This is a genomic window from Rhodococcus sp. S3, assembly GCF_058211795.1.
In genome coordinates, this window is the sequence record NZ_CM177074.1 from 1,603,851 (window position 1) to 1,630,212 (window position 26,362).

Annotated in this window: 18 protein-coding genes and 2 pseudogenes; 4 read left to right on the forward strand and 16 right to left on the reverse strand. The window is 64.4% G+C overall.

Annotated features, from left to right (window positions below):
* Positions 1–125 precede the first annotated feature (125 nt).
* A complete protein-coding gene (locus AC0LPE_RS07515; protein ID WP_490605939.1) occupies positions 126–4,469 on the forward strand; it encodes an AAA domain-containing protein in 4,344 nt (1,447 codons plus the stop codon).
* A 90-nt stretch (positions 4,470–4,559) separates the two neighbouring features.
* Here the strand turns inward: AC0LPE_RS07515 and AC0LPE_RS07520 are convergent, their stop codons facing one another.
* The 4 genes from AC0LPE_RS07520 to AC0LPE_RS07535 all read right to left on the reverse strand — a co-directional run bounded on the left by AC0LPE_RS07520 (position 4,560) and on the right by AC0LPE_RS07535 (position 11,111).
* On the reverse strand, positions 4,560–5,549 hold the full coding sequence (locus AC0LPE_RS07520) for a linear amide C-N hydrolase (RefSeq protein ID WP_230826024.1): 990 nt from the start codon (positions 5,547–5,549) through the stop codon (positions 4,560–4,562).
* 179 nt (positions 5,550–5,728) lie between these two features.
* Positions 5,729–7,465: an alpha/beta hydrolase gene (locus AC0LPE_RS07525; protein WP_490605940.1), complete on the reverse strand. Its 1,737-nt coding sequence runs from the start codon at positions 7,463–7,465 to the stop codon at positions 5,729–5,731.
* Positions 7,466–7,574: 109 nt separating this feature from the next.
* Complete coding sequence (locus tag AC0LPE_RS07530; protein WP_490605941.1) at positions 7,575–9,296, reverse strand: alpha/beta hydrolase; 1,722 nt, start codon at positions 9,294–9,296, stop codon at positions 7,575–7,577.
* 420 nt (positions 9,297–9,716) lie between these two features.
* A complete protein-coding gene (locus AC0LPE_RS07535; RefSeq protein WP_268655883.1) occupies positions 9,717–11,111 on the reverse strand; it encodes an IS1380 family transposase in 1,395 nt (464 codons plus the stop codon).
* A gap of 205 nt (positions 11,112–11,316) precedes the next feature.
* Here AC0LPE_RS07535 and AC0LPE_RS07540 point away from each other — a divergent pair, with 205 nt between their 5' ends.
* Positions 11,317–12,243, forward strand: a complete 927-nt coding sequence (locus tag AC0LPE_RS07540; RefSeq protein WP_231412010.1) for an HNH endonuclease — start codon at positions 11,317–11,319, stop codon at positions 12,241–12,243.
* 96 nt (positions 12,244–12,339) lie between these two features.
* Here AC0LPE_RS07540 and AC0LPE_RS07545 read toward each other — a convergent pair.
* Together AC0LPE_RS07545 and AC0LPE_RS07550 are read right to left on the reverse strand one after the other, a co-directional pair.
* A pseudogene (locus AC0LPE_RS07545) lies at positions 12,340–12,809 on the reverse strand (transposase); the annotation flags it as partial.
* 404 nt (positions 12,810–13,213) lie between these two features.
* Entirely contained in the window at positions 13,214–13,561 is a 348-nt protein-coding gene (locus AC0LPE_RS07550; RefSeq protein WP_039584756.1) for a hypothetical protein, read from the reverse strand.
* 315 nt (positions 13,562–13,876) lie between these two features.
* Between AC0LPE_RS07550 and AC0LPE_RS07555 the strand changes: the two genes are divergently transcribed.
* Positions 13,877–14,365 carry a DUF2510 domain-containing protein gene (locus tag AC0LPE_RS07555; protein WP_490605942.1) on the forward strand — a complete coding sequence of 163 codons (489 nt, stop codon included), beginning with the start codon at positions 13,877–13,879 and terminating at the stop codon, positions 14,363–14,365.
* A gap of 16 nt (positions 14,366–14,381) precedes the next feature.
* On the opposite strand, the gene AC0LPE_RS07560 is transcribed toward AC0LPE_RS07555, so the two are convergent.
* The 5 genes and pseudogenes from AC0LPE_RS07560 to AC0LPE_RS07580 all read right to left on the reverse strand — a co-directional run bounded on the left by AC0LPE_RS07560 (position 14,382) and on the right by AC0LPE_RS07580 (position 21,431).
* Complete coding sequence (locus tag AC0LPE_RS07560) at positions 14,382–15,167, reverse strand: replication protein (RefSeq protein WP_490605943.1); 786 nt, start codon at positions 15,165–15,167, stop codon at positions 14,382–14,384.
* A 211-nt stretch (positions 15,168–15,378) separates the two neighbouring features.
* A complete protein-coding gene (locus tag AC0LPE_RS07565; RefSeq protein ID WP_490605944.1) occupies positions 15,379–16,272 on the reverse strand; it encodes an HNH endonuclease in 894 nt (297 codons plus the stop codon).
* Between the two features lie 97 nt (positions 16,273–16,369).
* A complete protein-coding gene (locus AC0LPE_RS07570) occupies positions 16,370–18,241 on the reverse strand; it encodes a DUF2075 domain-containing protein (RefSeq protein ID WP_231412006.1) in 1,872 nt (623 codons plus the stop codon).
* A 125-nt stretch (positions 18,242–18,366) separates the two neighbouring features.
* On the reverse strand, positions 18,367–19,404 hold the full coding sequence (locus AC0LPE_RS07575; protein WP_490605945.1) for a DUF8808 domain-containing protein: 1,038 nt from the start codon (positions 19,402–19,404) through the stop codon (positions 18,367–18,369).
* Between the two features lie 629 nt (positions 19,405–20,033).
* Positions 20,034–21,431: pseudogene (locus AC0LPE_RS07580) on the reverse strand (IS1380 family transposase).
* A gap of 188 nt (positions 21,432–21,619) precedes the next feature.
* Here AC0LPE_RS07580 and AC0LPE_RS07585 point away from each other — a divergent pair.
* Complete coding sequence (locus tag AC0LPE_RS07585; protein ID WP_490605946.1) at positions 21,620–21,874, forward strand: hypothetical protein; 255 nt, start codon at positions 21,620–21,622, stop codon at positions 21,872–21,874.
* 159 nt (positions 21,875–22,033) lie between these two features.
* Here the strand turns inward: AC0LPE_RS07585 and AC0LPE_RS07590 are convergent, their stop codons facing one another.
* The 5 genes from AC0LPE_RS07590 to AC0LPE_RS07610 form a co-directional block, all read right to left on the reverse strand.
* On the reverse strand, positions 22,034–22,411 hold the full coding sequence (locus AC0LPE_RS07590) for a hypothetical protein (protein WP_490605947.1): 378 nt from the start codon (positions 22,409–22,411) through the stop codon (positions 22,034–22,036).
* Positions 22,408–23,622, reverse strand: a complete 1,215-nt coding sequence (locus AC0LPE_RS07595; RefSeq protein WP_490605948.1) for a hypothetical protein — start codon at positions 23,620–23,622, stop codon at positions 22,408–22,410. The genes AC0LPE_RS07590 and AC0LPE_RS07595 overlap by 4 nt, the downstream gene beginning before the upstream one ends.
* Complete coding sequence (locus tag AC0LPE_RS07600; protein WP_490605949.1) at positions 23,586–24,221, reverse strand: DUF8017 domain-containing protein; 636 nt, start codon at positions 24,219–24,221, stop codon at positions 23,586–23,588. The genes AC0LPE_RS07595 and AC0LPE_RS07600 overlap by 37 nt, the downstream gene beginning before the upstream one ends.
* A gap of 344 nt (positions 24,222–24,565) precedes the next feature.
* Complete coding sequence (locus tag AC0LPE_RS07605) at positions 24,566–25,321, reverse strand: DUF8017 domain-containing protein (protein WP_490605950.1); 756 nt, start codon at positions 25,319–25,321, stop codon at positions 24,566–24,568.
* A 154-nt stretch (positions 25,322–25,475) separates the two neighbouring features.
* Complete coding sequence (locus tag AC0LPE_RS07610) at positions 25,476–26,024, reverse strand: DUF8017 domain-containing protein (protein ID WP_490605951.1); 549 nt, start codon at positions 26,022–26,024, stop codon at positions 25,476–25,478.
* Between the last annotated feature and the right edge of the window lie 338 nt (positions 26,025–26,362).

A 26,362-nucleotide genomic window follows, 5' to 3' on the forward strand; every position in this document is an offset into this window, starting at 1 on the left:
GGGCATGTCGATCGGTACTTCTAAGGTGGACATGCCCGTATCCGTCGACGGGCGGAAGGACGTCCGCAGGGGTGAGTGGAGTGCGAGTGGAGTCAGGCGAGAGCGAACCCGAATTGAGGGATCGCGTGCAGCGCCTGCTTGCCTTCCTGGCCGAGCTCGTCAAGGCCCGCAGCGCGCCCGTCCGCGTCGTCGACAAACACCGCGCCGTGATGTCCCTCGAGGAGGGAAGTATCAGGGCCGGCCTGCGTGCCCATGCCGCGTCGGGCGACATCGTCCTGCGCGCGCGTCGCGCTCAGCTCGAAGAGCCCCCGCGCCCGCCCGCCGAGCTCGCGAACTACATGCACGGGGACATCGCGGATTCCGCCGTCGAGCCCGAACTCGACCCCCAGGCCATCGGCATCGACGGTCTCGACGCGTGGCTGCCGGAATGGCGCACGTGGGCGGTCGTCGACCGCGAACGGCAGGCCGCCTCGCATCTGTATTCCTTCCTGCAGCGAGCGATGCTCGACCTCGAGGACCAGCCCGAATCGCTGGAACTCGTCGTCGCGTCGGGTCTGCTGCACCTCTCCGAGGGTGTGGCGGGCGCGCGGGTCCACACGCACCTGATCACGCAGACCGCGCTCATCGAGCGGCAGGGCGATTCCGGCGACCTCGTGGTCCGGTTGAGTCCCAGCGCCGGGCCGTCGCTCGAAGACGTCCAGCTCCTCACCGGACTGGAGGTCTTCGACCCGACGAGTGTCCGCGAACTGCACGATGCGCTCGTCACCCAGGTCGCGTCGCCCCTCGACCCCGCGGCCCGCGCGTTCTTGAAGAGCTGGGCCGAGCGTGCGCTCACCGTGCCGGTCGACGTCGTCGATCGTGCGGACGAAGCGTCGTCGTCGGATGCGTTCGTGACGCCGTCGCCGGTCCTCGTGCTGCGTAAGCGCGGCGCCCACGCGCTCATCGAGTACTACAGCCGCATGACCGAGGCGGCTGCCGACGAGTCGAATCCGGTGCCGCTCGGGCTGGCGCAGCTCGTCGAAGCGATCGAACCGGCCGACCGGGTCGCGTGGCTCGACCGCATCGGCACGCCGTCGACCGAGTTCACCGGGGAGCAGTTGCTGCCGCTGCCCGCGAACGAGGAACAGCGCGACATCATCGACCGGCTCGCCGGCGACAGCGGTGTCGTGGTCGAGGGTCCGCCGGGTACGGGCAAGACCCACACCATCGCCAGTATCGTCGCGGCGCTACTCGCGCGTGGGCAGCGTGTGCTGGTCACCAGTGAGAAGGCGCAGGCGCTGCGTGTGCTCCGGGAGAAGCTCCCGTCCGAGCTGCAGGAACTGTGCGTGGCCGTCACCGACCCGGTGCACGGCGGCACGGTCGAACTCACTCGCAGTGTCAGCGAAATCGCCATCCGCAAGGCGCAATTCAACGTTCGACGCGCGCAGGAACGCATCGACGAGCTCACCTCGCAACGCAACGACGCTCTCGACCGTCGCGCGACGCTGATGGAACAGATCCGGCAGGCGCGCGCGGAGGAGACCGAGGTCCACGCCGACGTCGCCGCCGGTTACGAGGGGACGGCCGCGTCGATCGTCCGACGGGTCCGCGCGCACGAAGCCAAGTACGCGTGGTTGCCCGCGCCTCTGCTCACCGACACCCCACCGCTGACGGTCGACGAACTCGTCACCCTCCACTCGTTGCACCAGCGGTCGAGCGTCGAGCGCGCGCGCCGTCGCCAGCAGCGTTTCCCTGAACTGTCACTGCCCACCCAGAGGGAACTGCAGTACGCGTGCGCCGCCGTCTCCCAGGCGTCGAGCGGCACCACCAACGGTGAGACGCAGGGCCTGCTGCGGGTTCTCGAGGGTGCATCGCTCGAAGCACTCGGCCGTATCCGCGATCTGTGCGAGCAGCTGCAGGGTGCCCTCGAGGACGCGGACCGGCTCGACGCCCGGATCCAGCGCGTCGCCGACGACGTCCTGTCGGGCCGGGCCCAGCACCTGTGGGGGAAGACCGCCGAGCTCGCCAGGCTCGTGCAGGCCGCGCAGGAGGCCGACCGGATCGTCGGTGCCAGCTCGGTGGACATCGCGGTGACGGGACGTCAGGCCTTCGAGGCGTACGACGCGCTCGCCCGCAAGCTCGAGGCCGGCGACACGTGGCGCAGCGGATTCACCCGGTTCCGGCGCAGCGACGAGCAATCCGCCGTCGAGGCGCTCGGTGAGATCGCGACCGTCGAGGGTGTCGCCGCCACCACCGCCCAGACGGCGCGCATCGTCGCCGAACACCTTCGTGCGCTCGAGGCGATCCGGGTCGCGCGGGTGGTCCTCCGCGACCTCGGTATCGACATCGAACTCGACGAGTCGCGCAGCCGCGCGGTCGGCACCCTCGCGTTCCTCGACCGCGACCGTGCCATCGTCGACAATCTCGTGGCGCGGGTACACGACGTCGAAACGGCACTGCGCGAGGTTCATCCGGGGGCGCCGCGGATCACGAGCATCGAGCAGGCGCGGTCCACCGCCGAGTCGGCACGGACCATCGCCGCCGCGGGCACCGCCGAAGCGAGTAAGAACTGGCTCGAATCCATCGGCATGTACGTGCGGAGTCAGATCTCCGGGGGAGCGTCGCCCGAAGGACGCGCGCTGGCCCGCGCCTTCCACGACGCCGACTTCGACGCCATCAACGCGGCCCTGGATGCGTGGGACCGGGCGGCGGGGGAGCAGCGTGAGGAACTGGAACTCGTCTCCCTCCACGCGCGCCTGACCACCGCAGCACCCGCACTCGCTCAGGCCCTCGCGGAGAATCCGTTGAGCCTGGCTTGGCCGGTTCGTCTCGCCGACATCGACGAGGCGTGGGCGTGGCGACGCGCCGACGAATGGGTGCGACGCTTCCACGAGCGCAGCGACGACGGACAGTTCGAACGCGACCTCGACGCACTCGAGAAGGACATCGCGCGACTCACGACCGAACTCGTCGAGGAGAAGGCATGGAGCGCGTGTCTCGACCGCACCACGGCCGAGCAGGTGCAGGCGCTCCATTCGTACCGCGATCACATCGCGAGCATCGGTAAGGGCACCGGCCGCTACGCGGAGCGCTATCGGGCCGCGGCACGCGAGGCCATGCAGGTCGCGCAGGGGGCGGTGCCGGCCTGGGTGATGCCGCTGCAGCAGGTGCTGGCTTCGATTCCGCCCGAACAGAATTCGTTCGACGTCGTAATCGTCGACGAAGCGAGCCAGACCGACATCAGCAGCCTGTTCTTGCTGTGGCTGGCGCCGCGCGTGATCGTCGTCGGCGACGACAAGCAGTGTGCACCGAGCGCGGTGTCGCTCGGTGCGCTCGACGGGGTGTTCAGCCGCCTCGATTCGTATCTGCCCGACATCCCGAACTACCTGCGCGACAGCTTCACTCCGCGGTCGAGTCTGTTCTCGTTGCTACGGTCGAGGTTCGGCAGCATCGTCCGGTTGCGGGAGCACTTCCGGTCGATGCCGGAGATCATCGCGTGGTCGAGCGACCAGTTCTACGCGGACGACCCGCTGGTCCCCATGCGGCAGTACGGCTCCGATCGGCTGCAGCCGTTGCGCACCACCCTTGTCGAGGACGGTGCCGTCACCGGCCAGAACTCGACGCTGACGAACTATGCCGAGGCGCATGCCCTCGTCGATACGCTCGTGAAGTGCGTCGAGGATCCTGCCTACGACGGCAAGACCTTCGGTGTGGTGGTGCTGCAGGGGCAGCTGCAGGTCGACATCATCCAGAACGAACTGCTGGACCGCCTCACGCCGGAGCAGTGGGAGGAACGCAGGCTCCGCGTCGGCACGCCCCCGGACTTCCAGGGCGACGAACGGAATGTGGTGTTCCTGTCGATGGTCGTGGCGCCCGAACAGAACATCGCGGCGTTGACCCGGACCGAATACCAGCGACGGTTCAACGTGGCGGCGTCGCGTGCCCAGGACCAGCTGTGGTTGTTCCACTCGAGGACCATCGACACGCTGCGCCGCACCGACCTGCGGTACTCGCTGCTCACCCACATGCGGACGACGTCCCCGCGGCCGGCCGAACCGATGCCCGACGGCGTGACGCGCGACGAGCGGCACGAGGTGTTCGACAGCCTCTTCCAGCAGGACGTCTTCCTCGACATCGCCGCCCGCGGCTATCACGTGAACCCGCGCGTCGAGGTGAACGGACACTTCATCGATCTGGTCGTGACCGGGGCGGCAGGCAAGCTGGCCGTCGCCTGCGACGACGAGCAGTGGCACACCAGCCCCGACCGGCAGAGCGCCGATCTGGAGCGGGAGCGTGAACTGCACCGCAGCGGCTGGAAGTTCTGGCGGGTCCGGGAATCGGAGTACTACCTCGACCCGGTCGCGGCCATGGCCGGGCTGTGGGAGGAGTTGGAGCGTCGCGGAATCGCGCCGGGCCGGGTGGATGCAACGGTCGTCGACGACACCGTGGATGCGGGTACACGAACGATGACGGGGATCGACGACTACTGAGACGACTCGGCCGCCCCAGCGTTCGCGGTGGCCATCGGATGGAGAAAGATCCCCGAAGGCAAGGCATCCGGGGATCTTTCGTGTGCAGATCTATGACGGCATCGCGATGAACGTCAGCGGATCCGACTTCTCGAATCGGCCGCTGACATTGCCCGCGAGGCCACCTTCGAGTGCCGTGTCGCCCAGGAGATCGAGCTTGCCCGCCGGTACGCCCTCCGAGAGGTCGAGATCGCTCAGGTCGACCCACACGATGTTGGGGCGCGTCGTCGACTCGAACACGTAGCGCTTCTCGGCGAGGTCGGCCACCGTCTGCCAGATCGTCTGCGAGGCATACGGTTTTCCGGGTTCGGGCACGCGGAACGGCTGCGCGGCATTGCGGATCACGCTGAGAACGCCTGCGATCGCCTGCACCTGGCTCTGCGGTTCCGGCAGACTGCCGACGTAATGCGCTGCGCGAGCGAACCTGTCGGACGCATTGCCGGTGCCGGGGAGTGGTGCGTCACCGCCGAATCCCTTCACCTTCTTCAGCAGTTCCAGCTGTTCACCGTAGGCGGGAGAGTTCGTCATGACGGCGTAGTCGCGGCTGTGCCAGACCGTCGGTGTGCCGTCGAGGTATTCGATGATCGCGGAGTCGCCGGTCGCGTCGTCGAGTGCGAGATGCACGGCGGGTACCTCACCGGTCGCCGGGTCGCCCAGCGGAACGACCTGGACGCCGGTCTTCTCGATCCAGTCGACGGCCTCGGCGACGGTCGCGAAATTGTCGAGGAAGTACTGCATCCACACCGCGACACTGAGCGCGGGTCGGCTCTTGTCGTGGGTGCCGTAGTCCGATTCGGTGAGCCACAGGATGTGTCCGCCGAGGCCGGCCTCGTTGAGTCCGTCGACGGTCATCATGTCGTAGGCGCCCGCGACCACACTGCCGTACTTCGAGGTCCACGAGAGTTGTCCACCGACACCGTCGTCGCGGGTGATGCCCCGGGGGAGCGCCCACAGATTGGTGGCGGTTTCGCGGTGGTAATCCATGTTGCGTCCCACGAGCACTTGACCGGACGGGCCGTTCCACACAACTCGTGTGCACATATGCGCCACCTTCAGGCGGTAGATCCGTGTCGACGAATTATCTCCTCGTGAATCGACGTACTCCGGTTCGCATTCCTGTGTCGATTCACAAGCGATATCGAGGTTGTATCACGAGGTGGTGCGAGAAATCTGGAGAAAACTCGGTTCGCCGGATTAGGCGGGAGGGTGAATTCTCCTCGTCACCCGTCCGACGACAGTGCGTCGAAGACCGCCTTCGCGCGCACCTCGTCCTCGATGCCGAGAATGTCCGCCCAGAAAAACCCCGCCTCGGTCGTGTAGGCGTGGCCGTGCCCGCCGGGGACTTCGGCGGCAAACACCATGTCCAGGGTGACCTGCCAGAACGTCACGAACGGAATCCACGTCATCCCCTTGTCGATGTCGGCGCCGCGTTCCTCGCGCAACCAATCCGGGCGGTGCTGAACAAGCTGGGAGGACCACCACACGATCGGATCGCTGGGATGCTGCCAGTACACGATGCGGGGAGATTCCCAGTCGCGGAGGCCGTCGAGATCGGTGAGGTCGTCGGGAGTCGCAGCGAATCGCACGTTCTGGCCACCGTAGATGACCGGAAGAATTTCGCGACTTCCCGGATCGCGCGAATCGGTGATACGTCGCCACTGCTCCGTGAAATTCGGTGTGCCCACCCACAGTGCGCCGTCGGTTCGGGTGATCATGTCCTGCACGCCGGCGAAGGCCGATTGACCTCCGTACGAGCCCAGCGATTCCCCGAAGACGAGCAACTTCGGCCGGGTTTCCGGATCGAGAACACTCCACCTCGCGTACACCGCCTCGAACAGCGCGCGACCTGCATTGCGCGGTGACACCCGATCGGCGAGAAAAGCCAAGGGGCTGGCCAGGAACGAATACTGCATGGCCGCGATGGCCGAATCTCCGTCGGAGAGGTATTCCAGTGCGGCGGCGACGTCCTGGTTTACCCAGCCACGACCGGTCGTCGTGGCCACCGCGAGGTACTCGCGGTCGAAGGCACCGGTGCGGTCGAGTTCGGCAACGACATGCGAGGCGAGCACCTCCATCTCGTCGTAGTCCGTGTAACCGTCGAGACTGTCCAGGGAGCGGTAACCGGCGTAGACGCGGATCGGCATCATCGCGGGTTCCCCGGTCACCGCGGTGATCTCCTCCGGAGACGGACCGCCTGCGACGAACGTGCGGCCCTCACGGCCCAGCGAATCCCACGGTTCGAGCGACGCGTCCGACCCGGATCGTTCCGGTGCCTGCGGCTGCTCGACCCCGTCTGCAGTGCCTTCGTCCACAGCCATCGCCGATCCGTTGGCGATCCGCGCGATCTCCACCGACAGCAGACCTTCCACCGCCCAGAACACGATCAACCCGACCAGCACGACACTCACGATGCGCGCCAGGGGAGCCGGCAACACGCGGACGACGAGTCCGGTGACCCACTGCGCCACCCGCCGCAGACCGCGACCGATGACGAGCAGGAGCAGCGTCACCACCACGGCGACGAGCAGCACACCCGGATAGTCCCAGCTGCTGCCGGGTTCCATCCCGACGAGTTCGCGGCTGATGTCCTGCCACCACGAACCGAGGACGAGGAAGGTCGGCACCACCACGACGGCGACCACTGCGAGCAGGTACCAACCGACCTTCTTCACGGTCGCCGACCAGTTCGTCTCGAAGCCGCACTTGCGGACGATCCACGCGAGGAGCACGCCGATGCCGTAGCCCGTGATGACGCTGATGCCGGTCGCGACACCCTGCAGGTACCAGGGGCGTGGAAGCAGGGACGGCGACAGCGACCAGCAATAGAACAGCAACGCGACGGCCAACCCGACCGGATGGAACCGTCCCAGCCATCGCAGGATCCCGTCCTTCAGTCGAACCGAGAACGATGGGGATGGCTCGGGAGGTGCGGGCGGTGTATCGAGGGTCGTGGTCATCGGCGGTCGCTTTCGTCGGTATCCGGGCGCAGGAAGGCATGGCGAAGAGACGGAATGCGAAGCCGTAGGGGAGAAGCTAGCAGAGCCTCGGGCGGCGTGCCGTGTTCGACTACTCGTCCGCGGTGTTCAACTGCTCGACGGCCTCGGCGATCCGCTGCGTGTCGGCGAGCGTCCACCCCTCAGGTGACGTCACCGCGGCCCAGCCGTAGGGGATGAGGTCCTCGTAGTTGTGCCCGTGGCCGACGGGTGGCGAGGTGCCGACCATGATGTCGGCTGCGACCTGAGCGAAGGTGACGATCGGATACCACCGCATCGAAGGTGAGCGATCCGAGCCCGGAGGTTCGGCGAGCCAGTCGGGTCGCTCGAACAGCAGTCCCGGTCCCCACCACACCACCGGATCGGACGCGTGCTGCAGATACAGGATCCGCGGGTCGCTCCACGGTCCGCGCTGGTCTTCGAGCGTCTGAACGTCGGAGGCGAACCGCACCGCGACGCCGTCTTCATAGACGGGAAGGACCTCGGGGCTGCCGGGGTCACGATGGTCGACGATACTGCGCCACAGCTGGTTCGAGTTCGGAGGGCCGACGAACAGCGCGCCGTCGATCTTGCTGCGCATGTCGTCGAGGCCGTCGAAGGCCGCCTCGGCGGATTGAGATCCCAGGCTTTCGCCGTAGACCACCAGCTCGGGTCGCTGATCCTCCGGCAGTTCCGACCAGCGTTCGTGGACCCCGTTGATCAGTGCGTTACCGGCGGCCTTGGCAGCGGAACCGTCGACGAGGAAAGAAATCCAGCTCGGCAGGAACGAGTACTGGATCGCGGCGATCGCCGAGTTGCCGTTGTAGATCGCTTCGATCGAGTCGGCGGCGAACGGGTTCACCCACCCGGTTCCGGTGGTGCCGGCGACCACGAGGATCTCGCGCTCCCACGCCTTCGTGCGGTCGAGTTCGTCGAGGATCAGTTGCACCTGCTGGTCGGTGGTGCCGTCGGCTTCGAGCCCGGCATACACCCGTACGGGTTCGAGAGCGGGAGCGTCGTTCAGTTCGGTCAACTGCTCGGCGTCCATCCCACCGGCGACGAACGTGCGTCCCTGACGCCCGAGACTCTCCCACGACGACGTCGACGCCGGGCTGCCCGATCGCTCGGGAACTTGCGGCTGCTCCACGCCGGGGTCGGTGCTGTTGTTGTCGTCGGCGAACACGATCCGCGCGGCCGTCGAGCTGCTGGCGAGCAGAACCTCGTCGACGAACACGACCACCGCGACCGTCAGGATCACCGGCGCGAGAACGTGCGCGGCAGCAACCGGAACCCGCAGCCGTCTGGCGAGGAACTCTGCGAACCGTCGTGCGATCCACCGCAACCCACGCGCGATGTAGAGGACCGCGGCGAAGATCGCGATGCTCACCAGGCCGGTCCGAAGGTACGCGAAACCCGTCGTGTCCTCGATGCCCATGAGGGCACGGATCTCGTTCTGCCAATTGGCCGCGACGAGCAGACTCCCCGCGAGCGTTCCGGCGGCGGCAAGTGCGACCACGCCTTCGGCGATGCGCCGGACGGTGTGGCGTTGCCGCCACCACGTGAGCCGCGGCGCGATCCACCGCCGCGCGGGGAAGGCGACAAGCACGCCGATGCCGTAACCGACGATGCCCGTCACGCCGCTGATCAGACCCTGGAAATACCACTCGCGGGGGATGAGGGAGGGACTCAGGCTCCACGCGAAAAAGAACAGGGCGACGACGAGACCGAGAAAGTCGAGGCCGAAGACGGAGAGGTGGCGCCGACCCGTATTGCCTTCGCGCGGAGTTGTCTCGTCTGTATCGACTTGCGTGCTCACGGGAGCGACCCTAACCCGGTCGGTGACCCACCGCGGGCCGAGCGAAGCCGGCCTCTCGTCGCCTTTGAGCTCAGGTTTGTGCGCTGCTGGGCGCGACGTATCCGGGTCCTGACGCCGCTGCCAGCGCCGTAGTGAAGGCATTCCGGCTCGGTGATGAGGGTCCGTCCGCCGGCTGGGACCCATGGAAAGTAGACGACACTTCCATGCAATCGCTGGGTGAGTCCACGAGGAAGGCGTTCTAGTTGCTAACCTCGATCTTTCTTGAGTCCGGCGTGCCGGCCTGAACAGTTTCGGATTGGGTGTGGAAACCGCGGATCCGGTGTGTGTCCACGATCGACTACCCGACACAGTCGGGTGACGTCGGGGTCCACGGCCCCGAACTGAGTGTCCTTTCGTCTCAATGAGGAAGATATGCGCAGGTCAAGCAGGTGCAGGTAGCGCTGCGAGCCGGTTCAGGCCAGCCACGAGAACCTCGACATCCGGAGCTGTGACAGCCAGTCGCAGCCGGACCCGACGGGCATGCCGGACGACCCGGCCGGCGATCGACAGCAACCGCAGCCGCAGCCGTTTCGGCTCCCACCGCCGGGCCGGAATCGCGGTGAATGCGAGCATCTGCATCCACGCGAGCAGCTCGCATGCCAGTTGCACGAGCGCCAGCCAGATCCGGTTCTGATCGAAACCGTGCAATGGAAGATTCTGCAGCCCGCTGGCTTTCGCTGCCCGGATCCGGTCCTCGCACCGGGCCCGACGCCGGTGCCGTAGCTCCAGGTCAGGCAGTTGCCCGCGTCGGGTGTTGGTGACGAACGCGGTCAGGCGTAGGCCGTCACGGTCGGTGAACCGCAACTGCGCACCCGGATGCGGCCTCTCCTTCCTGACGATCACGCGCATGCCTTTCGGCCACGTCGACAGGTCGAGCAGGTCGGTGATCTCGGTGACCCAGGCGCCGTCGCGGACCTGTCCGTCCGAGTCGTAGGCCGAGGTCCAGGCCTGCTCCGGGACCAGATCGAGGGCGGCGGTCATCGTGTCGGTCAACCCGAATCCGACCGAATACGAGAGCCTGCGTTTGGTCAGGTACTCGATCAGCTGGTGGGTGCCGCCGGCACCGTCGATACGCACCAGCACCTTCTTCCCGACCCGATATCCCGGGTCGAGCGGCAACTGTGCCAGTGCGTCCTGCACCACGGTGACGTGATCGGCGGCGGTATTGGACCCGGAGTTACCCGGCCGCAGCAGCATCGCGACGGGTTCACCGGTACCGCCGGTGCCATGGTCGACGAACGCGCACAACGGATGGAAACCGAAGCCACGCTTGAACGTCGGAGCGGCCTGTTCCTTCTCGGAATGCGCGGTGACCAGGGTGGCATCGATGTCGAGGACCAGCGGATGGGCTTCGTCGATGGCGTGGTCGGGAGCCGATGTGCCGGCAGCGGCCCAGGCGTGGGCTCGGGCGGTGGCACGGGCCCGGCCGATCGCGGCGAGCGCGGTGTCGGCGTCGGCGGCCAACACGCTGATCAGGCGGGAGACGGTGGGATCCGAGGCCACCGCACCGAAGATCTCCGGGTGGGCTCGCAGTTGTGCGATGTCGGCGAGGCAGTCCCCACCGATCGCCAATGCCGTCGCGAGATCGAGCACGATCTTGCCGGGATCGTGTCGGGCCAGCGGTTTTCGATATGGTGCGAGTTCGGTCGTCAATGCCGTGGTGAGGCCGGTCTTCTCCGCGGTGCGCAGCAGCAGAGCCGCGCCGGCATGGGACACGACACCGGTTCCGGTGGCCGATGCGGACACGCGTGGGTAGGGGGACGTAGACTTGCTCACCGGAATGGTGCTCCTCGAACTGCGACGGACATGACCCTAGACAAGTCATATCTTCGCAGTTCAGGGCACCATTCTTTGCATGCGACACTCGGTCGGTTCGCTATCTCCGTGAAAGCCCGAGGCTAATGGTTCAATAGGGATCATTCGACTGATGCGCCGAAATATCGCCGGCGCGTGGTCTCTGATGGGGTAATCAGGAGGATTTGTGAGTGACGGTTCGTGGAGCGGCGACGATTTCGATGCTCGTCTCCGCCGCGAGGCAATGGCATGGTTGACCATCCGCACGAATGACGGTCTCGATCCGATCAGTCGACAGGACCTCCTCGACTTCACGATCGATGGGGAGATGTTCCGGCTCATGGACCCGACGCGCGGGATCCGGAAGCCGAAGGAGCTTTCGTCAGCTCTGTCCATCAGTACGACGTATCGCGCGCCCGGTACGAAGCGTCCGTACGAGGATCAGGTCGGCTCGGACGGACTCTTGCGCTACAAGTGGTCGACGACCGACCCGAACAACATGGACAATCGTGGTTTACGCGCGGCCATGAACGAGGGCGTGCCACTGATCTGGTTCTACGGCGTCGGTCCGAGCTTGTTCCAGCCCATCTATCCGGTGTTCATCATCGGGGAAGAACCTGACGAACACCAGTTCGTCATCGCCACCGAAGTCGCTCGCGATCTTCATCGTCCCGATTCCCGAGCGGAAGAGCAGCTTCGGCGATATGTCGTAGCAGAGACAAAGCGTCGGCTCCATCAGCCGGTTTTTCGTGCAACTGTGATGCGTGCGTACGAAACGCGATGTGCGGTCTGCGCTCTCGGTCATAGTGAGCTGTTGGATGCTGCGCATATTGTGCCTGACTCACACGAGGCAGGTATTGCGTCGGTGACTAACGGGCTCGCTCTGTGCAAGATCCACCACGCTGCGTACGACGTGAACATCCTTGGCATTACGCCGGACTTGGTCGTGGAGATCCGGAGGGCCCTTTTGGACGAGATCGACGGCCCGATGCTTGAGCATGGCTTGAAGGAGCGGCATGGACAGAAGCTGATGGTGGTTCCGCCGTCTCGTAGTGAGCAGCCTGACCGAGAACTCCTGGAAATTAGTTACGTCCGCTTTCTCAGCGCAGGCTGAGAGCTGACAGCAGCAGTCCCGCGTAGACCAGGACGATTGGACCTGGTGCACGACTCGGTGACAGTTTCGATCACGCAGCCTGTGCGGTTGGTGTAGTCATGATGTCTCGAACTCGACAGGCGTCAATCTGCCCAGTGGGAGCTGACGTTTCCAACGGTGATAAGTCCGCGCGATCCTCTTACCGCAAGCGGGTGGTGCCCCAGTGACGATCGCGACGCGCAACTGCTCGCAAGTGACCCAACGCTGCCGGTCGAGGACGTTGCGCTGGAGCAGCGCAAAGAACGATTCCATCGCGGCGTTGTCGCCGGCCGCCCCGACCCGGGCACATCGTCCTGACCAAGCCGTGACAGCCCCAGAACGCGAACGAATGCCGGCTGCGAAATTGCGATCCGCCATCGGGATGCACCACGTACCCGGCGACCGAACCTCGCCGAGCCACTGCGGATTCGAGGGCGGCCACAGCGAGTCGAGACTTCATCCGGTCACCAATCGAGTAGCCGACGATCTGGTTCGAGCAGACGTCCTTGATCACACAGGCGGAGCTTGCCCTCGTCGGTGCGGTGCTCGGCGGGGGTACTTCCCTTCGCGCAGTTCAGCGCTCTCACCGGCGGTGGTGCCGGGTGTGATGCGGTCTTCGACGTCGGCCTTTCGCATCCAGTTGGTCGAGCAGGATGCGCTGATGCCGAAGTCCGCGGCGAACTGCCGCAAGTGCTGGCCTGGTTCGCGGTGGCGGGCCACGCGCACGACGTCGTCGCGGAACTCTTTCGTGTAGGGCTCGGGCACGAGGTCGATCCTTCCAGCAGTGCCTGACGACACCGCAGTTCAGATGTCATCGATCCGTGCAGCAGTCCCGGTGCTCTGGCAACGCTGCCGAGAAATTCAAACCCGCAGTGCGCCGGCATCCATCGCAGAGAGCAGCTTCGAACTCGGGTGCGTAGCGCGGGCAGTCCGTCACGGATATCAGCGACCGTCAGGTCGACGTGCAAGCGCAGCCATCCAGGCCCGATCCGTTGTCGCGGCGGAACCAAGCCCAGGGTCCACGCCGCGAGGTGCGGCTGGCCTTCGAGCCGGCCCACGTCCACCAGCGCCGGTCGTTCCGATCGTCGCGCATGATGACCAACGCGCCGTCGGTGACTTGGTCGGAGCGGTGCACCCGCTGACCGTCAAACGCCGCTACGGCTCGCCGCGTCAACGTCACTCCGGAGGGTATTGCACCCAGCAGGATATCGCGAATGTCGCGCGCGATCTCGAACGATGCACCGTCGGGCAGGGGATCCCACTTGGCGTGGTCTTGGATATGGGTTGGCTCGACGAACACGTGCCGTCGCTTCCAGGCGATGCGGGTGACCTTCTACGACCGTCCGCCGAGTAGCAGTATATGGGGCCCTCGACGTCGTCGGTGAGCACGCTGGTCTCCACAGAATCGATCTCTTGCCGGCCCGGCCTATACCGTGAACTCTGGGGCAGTGGCAAGGCGGTGCGGTGCGCCAACTCGGTCGGTCCCTTGATGAGCTCCACTACAGCAGGCACCGGCGGTGCACTCTTACTGCGACCCGCCGCTGGGCGGAACCGGTAACAGTGCTCGCTTGCATGCCGATTAGTCCAACAAATCCCAGTCGAGAATGGACAAGTGATGAGCACGCAAGCGGGATGGTACGCGGACGGCAATAGCCCGGGCGTCGAGCGGTGGTGGGACGGAAATCAGTGGACAGAGCAGACTCGTCCCATGACGGGGCCGGGATTCGGAGCACCGGCTCCCGTCAATCCGGAGAGGAATGGGATGGGTCTGGCCTCGCTGATTCTGGGGATCGTTGGTCTCCTGTTCTGCCTGATGCCGATCACCGGGTTCATCGGCTTCATTCTCGGCATCATCGGGCTCGCTCTGGGTCTGGCGGGTATCAGCCGTTGCCGTAAGAACAAGGCGACGAACAAGATGACCGCGATCTCGGGCACCATCCTCAGTGCCCTTGCCGTGATCTTCGGAATTGTTGGCATCGTCATATTCTTCACCGCCGTCGACCAGCTCGGGAGCGATCTCGACCAGATCGGAACCGACCTGCAGGATTACAGCGATTGCATCAGTGAGGCAGAGAATCTCGACGAAATGAACCTGTGCGAGTAGCCGCGGTTTCGGCTCTTCACGCTGCCTGAGCAGTTCGGCAGGGACACCTCACCGCCCTGCCGTGCTCGTCGTCCGGTAGCCACCCGTACTCGTCGCACGCACTGCACTTCGCCGGTCGGATCCGTGGAACAGGCAGTCCCTTCCACATCGGTAGCCACGCGTGCGCGTATCGCATCGGATCGCTGGCGCGGTGCGCCGCCTTCGCTGCCGCCACCAGCGTCGGGACGCCGTGCGACGCGATCAACGCTTCGATCGCGGCTACGGCATCCGGCCTGAGGTACGCGAATGTTGCTGTCAGTCCCGATTCTTTACATGCCGCCGCCAATCGTGCGATCTCGGAACTATGCGATGCGTTCGAGACCCGGGACGTGCGGTTGGTTTCCGTCCTTGGTGAATCAGTACTTAAAAGACCGCCTGACTTTCCGACGTCCGCACTGCCGCGGGTCGGATTTTCAGGCCCCGGCTGGACATGCGGTTCCTCGTAGATCGTCTGAATGGTGATCCACTGACCGCGCTCGTTCTGGATCTTCTCGCGGATCAGGTAACCGAGTTCGGCGAGCTCTCGGAGAGCGGAGCGGATGGCGTCGCGACCTTCCTTCGGCGACTGGCCCGCGATCGAATCGGACCGGGTACGCCAGTCGTCCGGCTTCGACAGCAACCAGATGAGCACACCACGTGCTCGGAAGGATAGGCGCTCGTCGTTGATGACGGCGTTGCTGAGGATGGTGAAGTTGCTGGCCAGGCGCGGTCCACGACGCACGCCGCCAGCCAGGGTATTCTGGCCCACGTTCGACTCCTGCATAGTCGGACATCCGGCCCGTCGGGAGTTGCCGCTCCTGGCGGGCCTTCTTCACTTGTGACGCCACGCGGATCGGTGACGATCTTGAGATCTTGGCACTCCTTCGGTTGTGCGCGCAAGCAGATCCTTCGAAGTCGCTTCAGCGCAACGGTTTACATGATCACGCGGGCCGCGACATCTCTGCGGCGATCGCCATAATCCTCTTCTGTCAGAGTTATGAAGCCGATCGGACCCAGTCGCACGCGTCTCGATGCCGAGCGAGCGCCGCAGCATCAGGGTGATGAGCGGAGCTTTTCGGTACTCGAATCCGCTTGCCCGCGAAGGCTGCATACTCGCTGCTCTCGAGCTGGGGAGCCACTGCGACTGTGAGGTCGCTGCGCACTGTCCACAGTTGCAGGTCGAACAAGGTGTGGAGGTCGGCGCGGAGGAGCAGACCATTGGTCACATGGTTGCTGTGCTCTCCGAAGTAGCGGTCGATATGGGCTGCTTCCAGGACTGCCTCGACGTCGCATCCCGTGACTGCGCAACGACGTTCATACGCTGCCAGCAGTGCGCGACGGAACTTGGGCTGACCGTATCGCACAGCAATGGCTCGTTGAGCGCGTTTACGGACGTCATCGCCCTTCTCATAGGTGGGAAGGCTGGCGGGCAGCTCTACATCGACGACGGGGAAGTGGGCGAAAGCAAGATCGGCTTCCGCGCCGAACAGAGAGCGCAAGCGACTCTCGGCAGGCGGGTCGGACACTTGATTTGCCCCGGCCTGCGCCGCGAGATTCCTCCCGAGCAACTTCTGTAGCTGAGCCCAGGTGGGCGATGAAACTACGTCCTCACTGATTGTGTCGAACTCGAATCGGTGGGTGTAACCGCCGGTCCGAACGTCGCTCCAGTGTGCGGGCGGCGCGCCGGGAGTGATTTCGTAGAGGCCGGAAGTTGCTCGTGCATACGCGACGAACCCGTTGCCCTGACCCGTTATCCAGAAGTAGATGTCGTCACCGGGCACAATCTTCTTGAAGTACGACGGGCTACGCACATCCCAGAAGCCATCGTCCCGCGCGTAATCCCAGTGTTGTGGCGTCTTCTCGTTGATCTTGACGATCCAGCTGGTCATTGCCCATGCGCCTTCTCAGGTTCGCATCGGGTGGGGGCATGTCCTGCTGCGGAAGCCCGTCGGGCCGTGCTCGGTGTTCGATACTCGTCGTGAGGTGTCAGTCTGCGATCAGTGCGCGGAGCGCGTCGCGCGTTTCGGCGTCGGTCGAGTAGATGACGGTGCCGATCATTCCGCGGGTGAGCAGCACCTTGTAGACGTTGCGGACCAACCGGTCGAAGCGCACGTCGGAAATTCGCGTGCGGTTCTTGAAGTCCGGATCGCGGTTGGCCTCGCGGACCGTGGTGAATCGTCCGTTACGCCAGACCAGATCAGGTCCGAGGATGACTCCATTCCAGTCGTATTCGAAACCCTGGGCGGTGTAGACGCAACCGACCTGGCCGAAGCCTCCGTCCTCGGTAGCCCACAACGCAGCTGGGGGAGCGTCGCCGACCCGGCGGTCGCTCTTGCTGTTCCACGGACGCGCCCAGCTGCCGATCCGAACGTCGGGAACCAGATTTCCGGCCTTGTCTGCATTACTCCACGGCCAGCAGTAGCCCGCCGTCATCCGCGCCGAGTATCCGCGCTCCCGCTGCTGGGAGAGGAAATGTTCCATCTCTTCGGGGCTGTCCGCAACACGAACGGTGAACTGCGGATCGCCCTTCCACTCGAACGGCCCTCCGTCCTCCAGATCGAGCAGCCGTTTCACCCATAGCAGATACTCTTCGCTACCCCCACAGCGGAACTGTTCTCCCAGGTGGATGTGCTGCGTCTCGAGCCCGAGTGAGGCTGCATAAAGTTCGATCTGGGCGAAAGACCCCATCTCTCCGGGGCGTACTACCTGGTGCTCGTCGAGAAGGAAGACAGGGACGCGCGCGGCCGCGATGAGTTCGTCGACCTGCGGTCGGTCTGTGCGGAGTTCGGCTCGGGTGTAGCGGTCTACGGAAGTTTCGCGAATGCGGTGGGCCTCGTCGAGGATGAGGACATCCAACCCATTGCGGTCTGCTGTCATGAACTGGTTGAAGTACTTGAACATCTTCTGCACGCGCGGCGCACGGTGTCCCGCAACCTTCCGGAGGGTTTGTGTGAACGATCGAGACCCGGTCGCGTGTAGGACGGTTCGTCCGCGCCGCGCGAGCTCGCCGAGCAGTGACAACGCCACCACGCTCTTACCGCTGCCGGGACCGCCGGTGACGATGATGACGCGCTTGCGATCGGCGGCGCGAGACTGCTCCACCTCGTGAAGCACGAGGTCGACGGCGAGCTGTTGGTTTCCGAGCAGATGGAACTGGGGGCGGTCGCGTACTTCTGCGGCGGCAACCTCGAGGAGTTGCCGGGAGGGGGCGATCGCCGACTTCATCAGAGCGTCGCCGGCGGAATAGCCGGGCGCAGGGGCGAGACGACTCCGAAGGAATGCGATCATGTCCCCGCGCTCGGCAGCGGTGAACATGCGTCCCGTGACGCTCATCGGATAGGAACGCAAATCGGCGACGGCACTCTGATCGGTGGCGTTGTGGAGGTATGCGATACCGGCAAGAGCGTCGGGTTGATCGGACACTGTACGGGCGAAGTCCACGAGATAGTCGCAGTACCCCTTCACCTGCGCGGCCGGGTGCAGCTTCGGTCCTCCGGGCATCCCGGCTACCTCGACAAGTTCGGGGTTGTCCTCGTACCGCCGCGCTGCCGACCATTGCTTCAACTCGACGACCACATACGAGGCCGCACCGGTCTGCGGATGCGTCCCCGCCAGGACGACGTCGGCACGCTGGGACGTCAGAGGGAGGTGATATTCGAGCAGCATCTCGACGTCGTCCAACCCCGCGTCGACGAGGTCGCGAGCGAGAACGGGCAGGCTCCGTGCCCAAGACTTCTGCTCGGATTCTCCGGCGCGTCGTCCCGTGCGAAACAGCATCTGTTCCAACAACTGCTCCGCAAGCGATTCTGGACGATCGAGGTCGACGATCCGGCGGGCGGTAGTACGAAGCAGCGTCACAGTCAGGTCCCCAAGGCAGCACGAATCCACTCGTGCGGGTGGGGGCATGTCCGTGGCTGCTCGTCGCAGCGGAAGTCCGTCGGGCCGCAGACAGAACTATATCGGTGAGGGTTGCCGCAACTCGTTCAGGGCGAGTGCGGCCGGTACGTACCGGACGATCTCCACAGTAACGAGCCGGAAGGCAAGGCCGCATAGACGCCGTGAGCAGCCGACTCCGTTCGTTTGTGCAGGACCGGGATGCGGGTGAGGCTGGAAACGTCGGCCAAGAAGTGCCGTTCCAAGGCTCGCGTCACATGGTCCTGCACCGGGATGCTCGCCGACTTGTCGAGGTTGCATCGCGCGTCGGTTGCCACCAGGTTGGCAACACCGTCGATGGGGATCATCGACCACGGCACCACGTGATCGATGTGGACTTCGGATCGCAGACGACCGTCGCAGTAGAAGCAGCGACCCGACTGCAGGTCACGGAGCGGGTCGACGAGAGCGCGCAGCGCGGAGCGGTCGGTGCCGAAGAGAAATCCGTCCATGTCCTCGGCATCGAGTTCGGCGCGGTTGAGATCGATGACATCGTGGGCCCATACGGAGCGGACGAAGGTCCTGAGCAGCACGGATGTGCGGCGAAGCCCCTCGGGCACACCTGGGCGCAGCACGATGACGGCGATCCGGTCGACGTCACTCACGGTCATCTTCTTGTGAAAGCCGGCCGCGTCGTATAAGAACTCGTCGCGGGTAGCCCTGTGGGGGACGGTCTGAAGATGTGTGAGCGGTTGTTGCGCGATCGTTAGCCGTACGGAGCGAACGAGTCGTCGATAGACCGGATGGGCGGACTCCCGAGCTGCCTCCGCGGTGCGAAGCCCATCGGATATCAGGATGTCTCTGACCTCTGCGATGCGATCCGGGATCGAACGTCCGCGCCGGACCTGAACGAGCCGTCCGTGGCGGTGGAACGACCGAACCTGATTCCAGTAATAGCCGATGATCCGGTGCGCGATCTCGTCGATCGGAACGGTGAGACTCCCGTCGGGAGCAGCGGTGTTCTCGACACAGATGTCGACGAGTGCCATGACGGTCGCGAGTTTGTACGTGGAATTGCGGCGACCGGCTTCGAGGAGTTGCACGACGCGACCGGCGACGTCGAGAGGATCAAGTGCCGCGTAGCTCATCCCGGCACAATATCCGCCGCTCGAGCCGTGAGGCTTTCGCGCTACGAATTCGAAACCGGAGGTCGTGCGGTGAGAGCGCTCGGTCGATGCGGTTCTTCTGTCAATCCGAATCGTTCATCGAAGATGTCCTGCAACGTGAGAGCGATCTACTGCTCGGCTCAAGCATGGGCGAGCAGCATCGTGGCGTTGGCCACTGTATGGGGGCGGATCCGAATGGAGACAGGGACGACGAGCGACCGGCAATGATCGAACTCGAACCCGAATTTGATATGTGGACGATAGGGGAGTGCAATGGGCTTCCTCGCGCGCCGAACCCGGGTTTGCTCACGCTACACGCGGGGCAAGCCTCGGGTCAGCGCGCGAGAGTTGTGGGGGCGCACGCGGCCTGGAGACAGGATCCCGGGCCTTCTGGGCTACGACCCCTTCCACTACGTCGTGTACACCCGACCGTCGTTGCCGCAAATGACTGCGTCGAGATTCTTAGCCTGAATCCACTGACGTGATGCCGAAGCCCATTCCGGCCGGGCGAGTGGATGTATGGGCAGTTGCGGACATGCGGTGACCGCTGGTTTGCCCAGCTTTTCCACGGTGCGGTTCCGGTCGTGCCGTCTCGGCGGGTCGGTCGGTGTTCAGGCGATAGCTGGCGGGCTGTGGCCGATGGTATTGGTCCACAATCGAAGCCATGCGTCCGACCAGGGCCAGTGCGTGGGTAGCCGCGAGATCGGTTTTCGTTGCGGTCGACACAATCGGGCCGGGATATCGACGATCTTGCGCCGTAGCGTCGCCCCACGGGCGCGAACATGCCCACCACCTGCAAGAAGGCCGGTGGCGCGCAGCAGGTTGTGGGCGATCGCCGCGCAGAGCACCCACGCGGAGTTCGCCCCGAAGCGCCCGATGGCATGTGCGCCAGGGGTCCGTCGATGAGGTCGGCGAAGACGGTTTCGATGATCGCGTGCCGGCGATGGGTGACATCGGCGTCGGTGGCCGAGGTAGTGGTGTTGGTGAAGAACGGATGATGCCGCCACACCGGGAACAACGCGTCGGGGTAGCGGGCGTCTTTGACGCGGCGCACGATCAACCGGGCGGTAACCGGAGTCGTGGTGGAAGCAAAAGCGGTGTAGGTGGTTTCGGCGACCTCGGCATCTTCAGATCCACGCTCCGGTGTCCGGGTCGCGGACCGCTCCGGGGTACTTCACCGGGGTCCACGCCTCGTCGGCGATGGAGTCGATCGCGCACCGGACCGCGGTGTTCTTGTCCAGGACCAGCGAGAAGCACACTTTCGCGCGCAGGCACGCCGAGATGACCGAACGGGTGCCGTAGGCGGAATCACCGCAGGCCGTGATGGCACCGGCCGCGCCCGCTGCCCGGGCGGTGACGATGGCCTGGGTGACCATCCGACCTGCACCTTTACCGGATCCGGCTTTCCCGGCGCGTAGTCGCATGCCGGTGATGATCGGTGTGGAGTCGGCTGTGCTGATGGTGGTGGCCAGCGGGGACAGGCCTTTGCGCAGGATCTGTTTGCCGGCGATTTTCGTGTGTCCGTAGCTCGCGCCTTGTTTGGCGCGGTCGTAGACCGGGCGCAGCAGCGAGTCGATGTCGAGGAACGCCTGCTTGGCCAAACCGGGCAGGATCTCGACTCGGGCGGTGAGTGCGATCAGGTGTTCGCGGAGCACGGATTCGAGCTGACGGGCATGACCGAAGCTGAACTCGCGTAGCAGTGTTCCCACAGTCGAGGGTGCATAGACACCTGCGAACAGGTGTGTCATGCCGCCCGAGCGCAGCAGGTCGATATCGTCGATGCTGTCGGCGCCTGCGCACATCCCGGCGATCAGGGTGAGCAGTTTCGGTGCCGGGTTCGCCGCTCCGGAGGCGACCTTGGTGGTGGTGATCGAGATCTTCTCTGAGAGCAGGTCCGGCAGGCGGGTGTGCTCGGCCAGGGTCATGATCGGGACCAGGCCGGCGCACGAGACGAGGTTGTCCTCGTCGAACATCGCGGAGCCGTCGATGAACTTGTGGGGCACTTTCACCGGAAGTGCCTTTCGTGAACTGGTGGATTTGCTCTGTGAGAACTCCAATCTTCCCAGTTCAGGGGGCACTTTCTTCAGTTCGACACGCTGCTACGCAGTCGGTCCTTCGGTGGAATCAGGGTAAGGGCAGGAATGAGATCGGTGTTGCCGAGGCGCGTCACACATGTGCGACAAAGTACCTCCCGCAGGTGGTGTCGGTTGCGTCAGAAGCTCGCGTCTTTGCTGTCATCGGCGTGCATGCAGCTCGGGAGGTTTCACAATTGTTCCACCTGGGTCTCGACGGAGAGCACCGATACGCCGAGTTCGTTCACGACGGCCGTCCGCGAGCGTTCGTCTATCTCGACCATCCGTCGAGTGGCGGCAAGAAAAAGCGATTCGCGACGGCCGTGACACCAGAGCAGCTCGATCGCCTACGCACTGAGTTCGCGGCCACCACGATCTGACGCTGCGCGAGATCCTGGCCGTCGATGCCGACGCGACAACGACTTGGGTGTTCCAGCCCCGCTATCCGGGGGTGGAACCACCCAAATCAGGAGGAGCTGCACCAGCTCGCAATCCACGTCCGCAGGGATAGCTCTACAACGAATGCACGTGATGGTCGATCATCGCTGCCAGGGAATTCTGTACGGCTCTGGCTCGTCCTCGACCGGAGTTGCGGCAGGTGGCTGATGATCCCAACGCCAGCGGTAATGCTTCGATGCTTTCAGTTCGATCACCTCCGGTGGGAGAGTGCGAAGGATCCGTTCGATGTCGCGCCATTCGGCTGTGCCTGCGTCGACGCGGGCCGCGAAGGCTCGGAGCGCGTCGGATGCGGCGTCGGTTTCGGCGAGCCGGCTCATCAGTGCTTCGTCGACGTCGATGCGCGTATCCCAGTCACCGTTGCTCACCTGGTCGGCGCGGATGCGGCGGGTGTCGATGGCGTGTCCGGCGTCCTGGATCCTGCGGACGGCTGCTTCCAGGTGGGGCGGGACGTCCCTCATACGGCATCCGCCCAGGGGTCGTCGCCGACGACATAGCTGGATTTGGGGGCGTTGTATGTCTCGCATGCATCGGCCACGCTGGCGATATCCATGGCGAGTTCGGCTTTCGTCTTGGTGTCGGTGTAGACGTCGGTTATCGGTGCAAGCTTCTCTTCGAACTTCTCGTTGAGATAGCCGGACGGAGATGCCATCGCCGCAAGGAATCCTTCGAGCGCCTCGACGATCTCCCGCACGCTATCCACGAGATCATCGATCTGCGAAGCCGCTTGTCTGATGATCTCGACAATGGCGTTCACCTGGATGTACGTGCCGATCCAGGGGATCTTCTTGACGGCGAACTTCAATGCCTGGGTGGTGTTCTCGAGTGAGACTTCCGCTTCCAGCATCGTGGCGAGTCGCTGAACCCCGCTGATAGCTGCCTGTCTGACCTTGTCGGAGGTGAAGAAACACATCTCTTTCGCTACTCGGCCTACCGGGCCTTCCCACTCCATAGCTGCTGCCTGGCGTTCGGCGTGTTCGGTGAAGCTTTGAGCCGCGGCGCCGTCCCAATGCGGATCGAGTTGTTCATAGCCGGCGCGGACGTTGGAACCGCACGTCTCCATACCTTCGGCTGCGATGCGGTATGCGTCGCCGCTACGCTTCAGTTCGTTCCAGTTTCCCGTCAATGGCTCCACGAACTGCAGGAGCGGACTCCATCCCGTTGCAGCGTGAATCGCGTCGTCTACATCTCCGAGCCAACCTGCTGCGTCCGCGATGACTTGCCGAATATCCTCGGCTCCTACTTCGGACAGCGGAAGGTCTACTTCCTCTGCCTTCCGGTAAGTCACCGGGTCGAGGAACGGAGCTGCGGGGCCGGGCGCTGGGGTGTACGAGTCGTAGTGGGCGTCGATCAGCTCTTCGAACAGTATGTTCGCGTTGAGAGCGTCATATGTTTGGGCCTCTTGGTCTGCGTACATCCACGCAACTCGGTTGAGCTCCACACCGGTCGACCGAGTAACCGCCGCCAAGCCGCCGTACCGGGAAGACATGAAGTCCGCGGTCGCTGCCAGAGGGGCGCTCAATAGTGCAAGTACACCTGCGCCCAATCCTTGCTGAACACTGCATTCCGCACGTATGTAGTCGGTGGAGGCCGAGGCGTCGTCGGCAATGTCATCGAATAACACAGCGGCTCCGGCTACTTCTTCGGGAGCTGCCTTGAATGTTTCGCCCATGACACTTTCTGTCTTCTTGATGCGCTTCGTTTGGTGGGTCGAAGCGTCGAAATGATGTCGTCTGCAACCCCGCCCTCGTACGCGCCATCGATATCCTGGTGGACTTCGACCATCAACACCATGGTTTCTGCGGTGGCGTAACCTGGCGTCGCCACGACGTCGAAGCGGGCCGAGCCTGGTTCGCACGAACTGATTCGCGGGATATCGGTAACGAGGGCTGAGACGCGGACCGCGGGCCGCCCTGCGACTTCGAACCATACGGGGCCGGTGTACTCGACCGTCGGCAATGTTCCGGCATTGTCGTCGAAAATCCACTCGACGGCGCGGACCTCTTGTTGCGCTACCGATTTGAGGTCCAGGTCCCGCGAACCTGCCGCGCCGGAGATCGCAAGCCAGCCCCCGTCTTCCTCCGGGCAATAACCGTAACCGAAGAACCCGACAGCTCCATAACTGGCCTTGTCGTTCTCGTTGGACCATCCGGCGATAGAACGGTAGTCGTTGGTCCAGTCCGCCGGAATATCGTATGTAAGACCGTATCTCGTGCTGATCGGTTGCGGCGCACCTGGAGCGGCGGTCATCTGAGGCGGTGGGCGCAGCATCGAGGGGAACCCCTCCTGCAATGGCGGGGGAGAGGTTCGTGGACCCACCGGTGCCGATGGCGCGGAGGTAGTCGGCACCAAGGTCGGAACCGAGGGGACGTCAGGGCCGACAATCGAGGACACCCGCGGTAGCAGCAGGATTGCTGCCATCCCTCCTGCAATAGGCAGTACGGTGCGCAACAGAAACGACTTCACGTGCCCCCTCCCGACTGGATCTCGACCCCCTCGAGATCAGCGCGGAGACTGTAACAGGTGCCGCGGTTCGTCTCGTCGAGTGCACTCGACGAGAGCTCCATCGACTGGGATCTGCACAGTGCTGCGGTGTCAATGAGTCCAAAAGTCGATCAAGACGGTCGGAGCGTTGCGATGATGTCGTCGGCGACGTCGACGTCGTACGCGCCTTCATTGACCTGCACCATCAACACCATGGTCTGCGCCGTCGCATAGCCCGGGGTGGCAACGATGTCGAACCGGGCGGCGTCGGGTTCGCAACCGCTGACCTGCGGAATATCAGTGATACGGGCGGAAATTCGAACGGCGGGGCGGTCAGCGATCTCGAACCATACGGGGGCGGCGTACTCGACTGTCGGCCGCGTGCCGGCGTTGTCGTCGAAGATCCACTCGACGTCTCGGATCCTCTCGGTAGCTACGGTTTCGAGGTCGATACCTCGCGAGCCCGCCACGCCGGACATCGCCAGCCAGCCTCCGTCCTTTTCGGGACAGGACCCGTAGCCGAACGAACCGACGCTGCCGTAGACGGCATGACCTTCCTCACCGGACCATCCGGAGCTAGCGCCGTGGTCGTTCTTCCAGTCCGCCGGAATCTCATAGGTGAGGCCGTATCTGGTGTCGATCGGTTGCGGTTGCCCTGGCTCGACGTCGATCTTCGGTGGGGGAAACAACATGGAGGGAAAACCCTCCGGAAGGGGAGGTCGCGTGGTCTGCGGTGTGGAAGGGCCCGATGCCGCGACGGTGGTCGGCACCAAGGTAGATACGGACGGGACTTCGGGACCGAGAAACGAGGACACCCGAGGAAGTAGCAACAGTGCTGTTATCCCGCCGATTATCGGCAGCACTTTACGCAGCAGAAACGACTTCACGCGCCCCCTTCGAGTTGATCTCGACCCCCTCGAGACCAGCGCGGAGACTGTAACAGGTGGCCCCATTGGACTCGTCGAGCGCGGTGCGTGGCCGCACGTTGCCGCCCGTGGATTTCGCAGGTCGGTCGAGGTGGTGCTGGCCTTGGTAAGTTGCTTACGTCGGCCGGAGTGTCCCAATGATCTCGTCTGCGACACCGACATCGTATGCGCCGTCGATGCCTTCGTGTATCTCGACCATCAGCACCACGGTTTCCGCACTGGCGTATCCAGGTGTCGCAACAATGTCGAATAAGGCGGCTTCGGGGTCACACTCGCTGACCTGCGGGATGTCCGTGACGTGGGCGGAGAGTCGGACGGCCGGACGGCCGGCCACCTCGAACCACACAGGTTCGGCGTACTCGACCGTCGGTAGTGTGCCCGCGTCGTCATCGAAGATCCACTCGACAGCTCGAATCTCCTTCGACGCGACCGCGAGAAGATCGAGGTCCCGTGAACCTGCGGCACCCGACATCGCCAGTTGAGCGCCGTCGTTCTCCGAGCAGTAACCTTCGCCGAAATGCCCGATTGCCCCGAAGATCGCCCGGTCGTCCTTGTTCGACCACCCAGCGATAGAGCGGTAGTCGTTGGTCCAGTCCGCCGGAATGTCGTATGTGAGACCGTATCTGGTGCTGATCGGTTGCGGACCGCCCGGCGCGGCGGTCATTTGAGGCGGTGGACGCAACATGGAGGGGAACCCCTCCGGCAATGGCGGGGGAAGGGTTCGTGGGCTCGTTTGTGTGGATGGAGCGGATGTCGTCGGTACCAAGGTCGGTACCGATGGAATCTCGGGACCCAGGAGCGCGGACACCCGAGGAAGTAGCAGCAGCGCCGTTATCCCGCCGACTATCGGCAGCACCCTGCGCAGCAGAAAAGACTTCACGTGCCCCCTCCGTCATGATCTCGGCCCCTCGAGACCAGCGCGGAGACTGTAACAGGCGCAACTTGACGCGCTGAACCGAGGTTCGCTCGCGCTACACGCGGGGCGAGCCTCGGTTCAGCGCG

What these genes read in the sequence shown, in the direction of transcription:
- AC0LPE_RS07520 (WP_230826024.1), bottom strand. Translation starts at nt 5,549, where the DNA reads ATGTGCACACGAGTTGTGTGGAACGGCCCGTCCGGTCAAGTGCTCGTG.
- AC0LPE_RS07525 (WP_490605940.1), bottom strand. Translation starts at nt 7,465, where the DNA reads ATGACCACGACCCTCGATACACCGCCCGCACCTCCCGAGCCATCCCCA.
- AC0LPE_RS07555 (WP_490605942.1), top strand. Translation starts at nt 13,877, where the DNA reads ATGAGCACGCAAGCGGGATGGTACGCGGACGGCAATAGCCCGGGCGTC.
- AC0LPE_RS07560 (WP_490605943.1), bottom strand. Translation starts at nt 15,167, where the DNA reads ATGCAGGAGTCGAACGTGGGCCAGAATACCCTGGCTGGCGGCGTGCGT.
- AC0LPE_RS07565 (WP_490605944.1), bottom strand. Translation starts at nt 16,272, where the DNA reads ATGACCAGCTGGATCGTCAAGATCAACGAGAAGACGCCACAACACTGG.
- AC0LPE_RS07575 (WP_490605945.1), bottom strand. Translation starts at nt 19,404, where the DNA reads ATGAGCTACGCGGCACTTGATCCTCTCGACGTCGCCGGTCGCGTCGTG.
- AC0LPE_RS07590 (WP_490605947.1), bottom strand. Translation starts at nt 22,411, where the DNA reads ATGAGGGACGTCCCGCCCCACCTGGAAGCAGCCGTCCGCAGGATCCAG.
- AC0LPE_RS07595 (WP_490605948.1), bottom strand. Translation starts at nt 23,622, where the DNA reads ATGGGCGAAACATTCAAGGCAGCTCCCGAAGAAGTAGCCGGAGCCGCT.
- AC0LPE_RS07600 (WP_490605949.1), bottom strand. Translation starts at nt 24,221, where the DNA reads ATGCTGCGCCCACCGCCTCAGATGACCGCCGCTCCAGGTGCGCCGCAA.
- AC0LPE_RS07610 (WP_490605951.1), bottom strand. Translation starts at nt 26,024, where the DNA reads ATGACCGCCGCGCCGGGCGGTCCGCAACCGATCAGCACCAGATACGGT.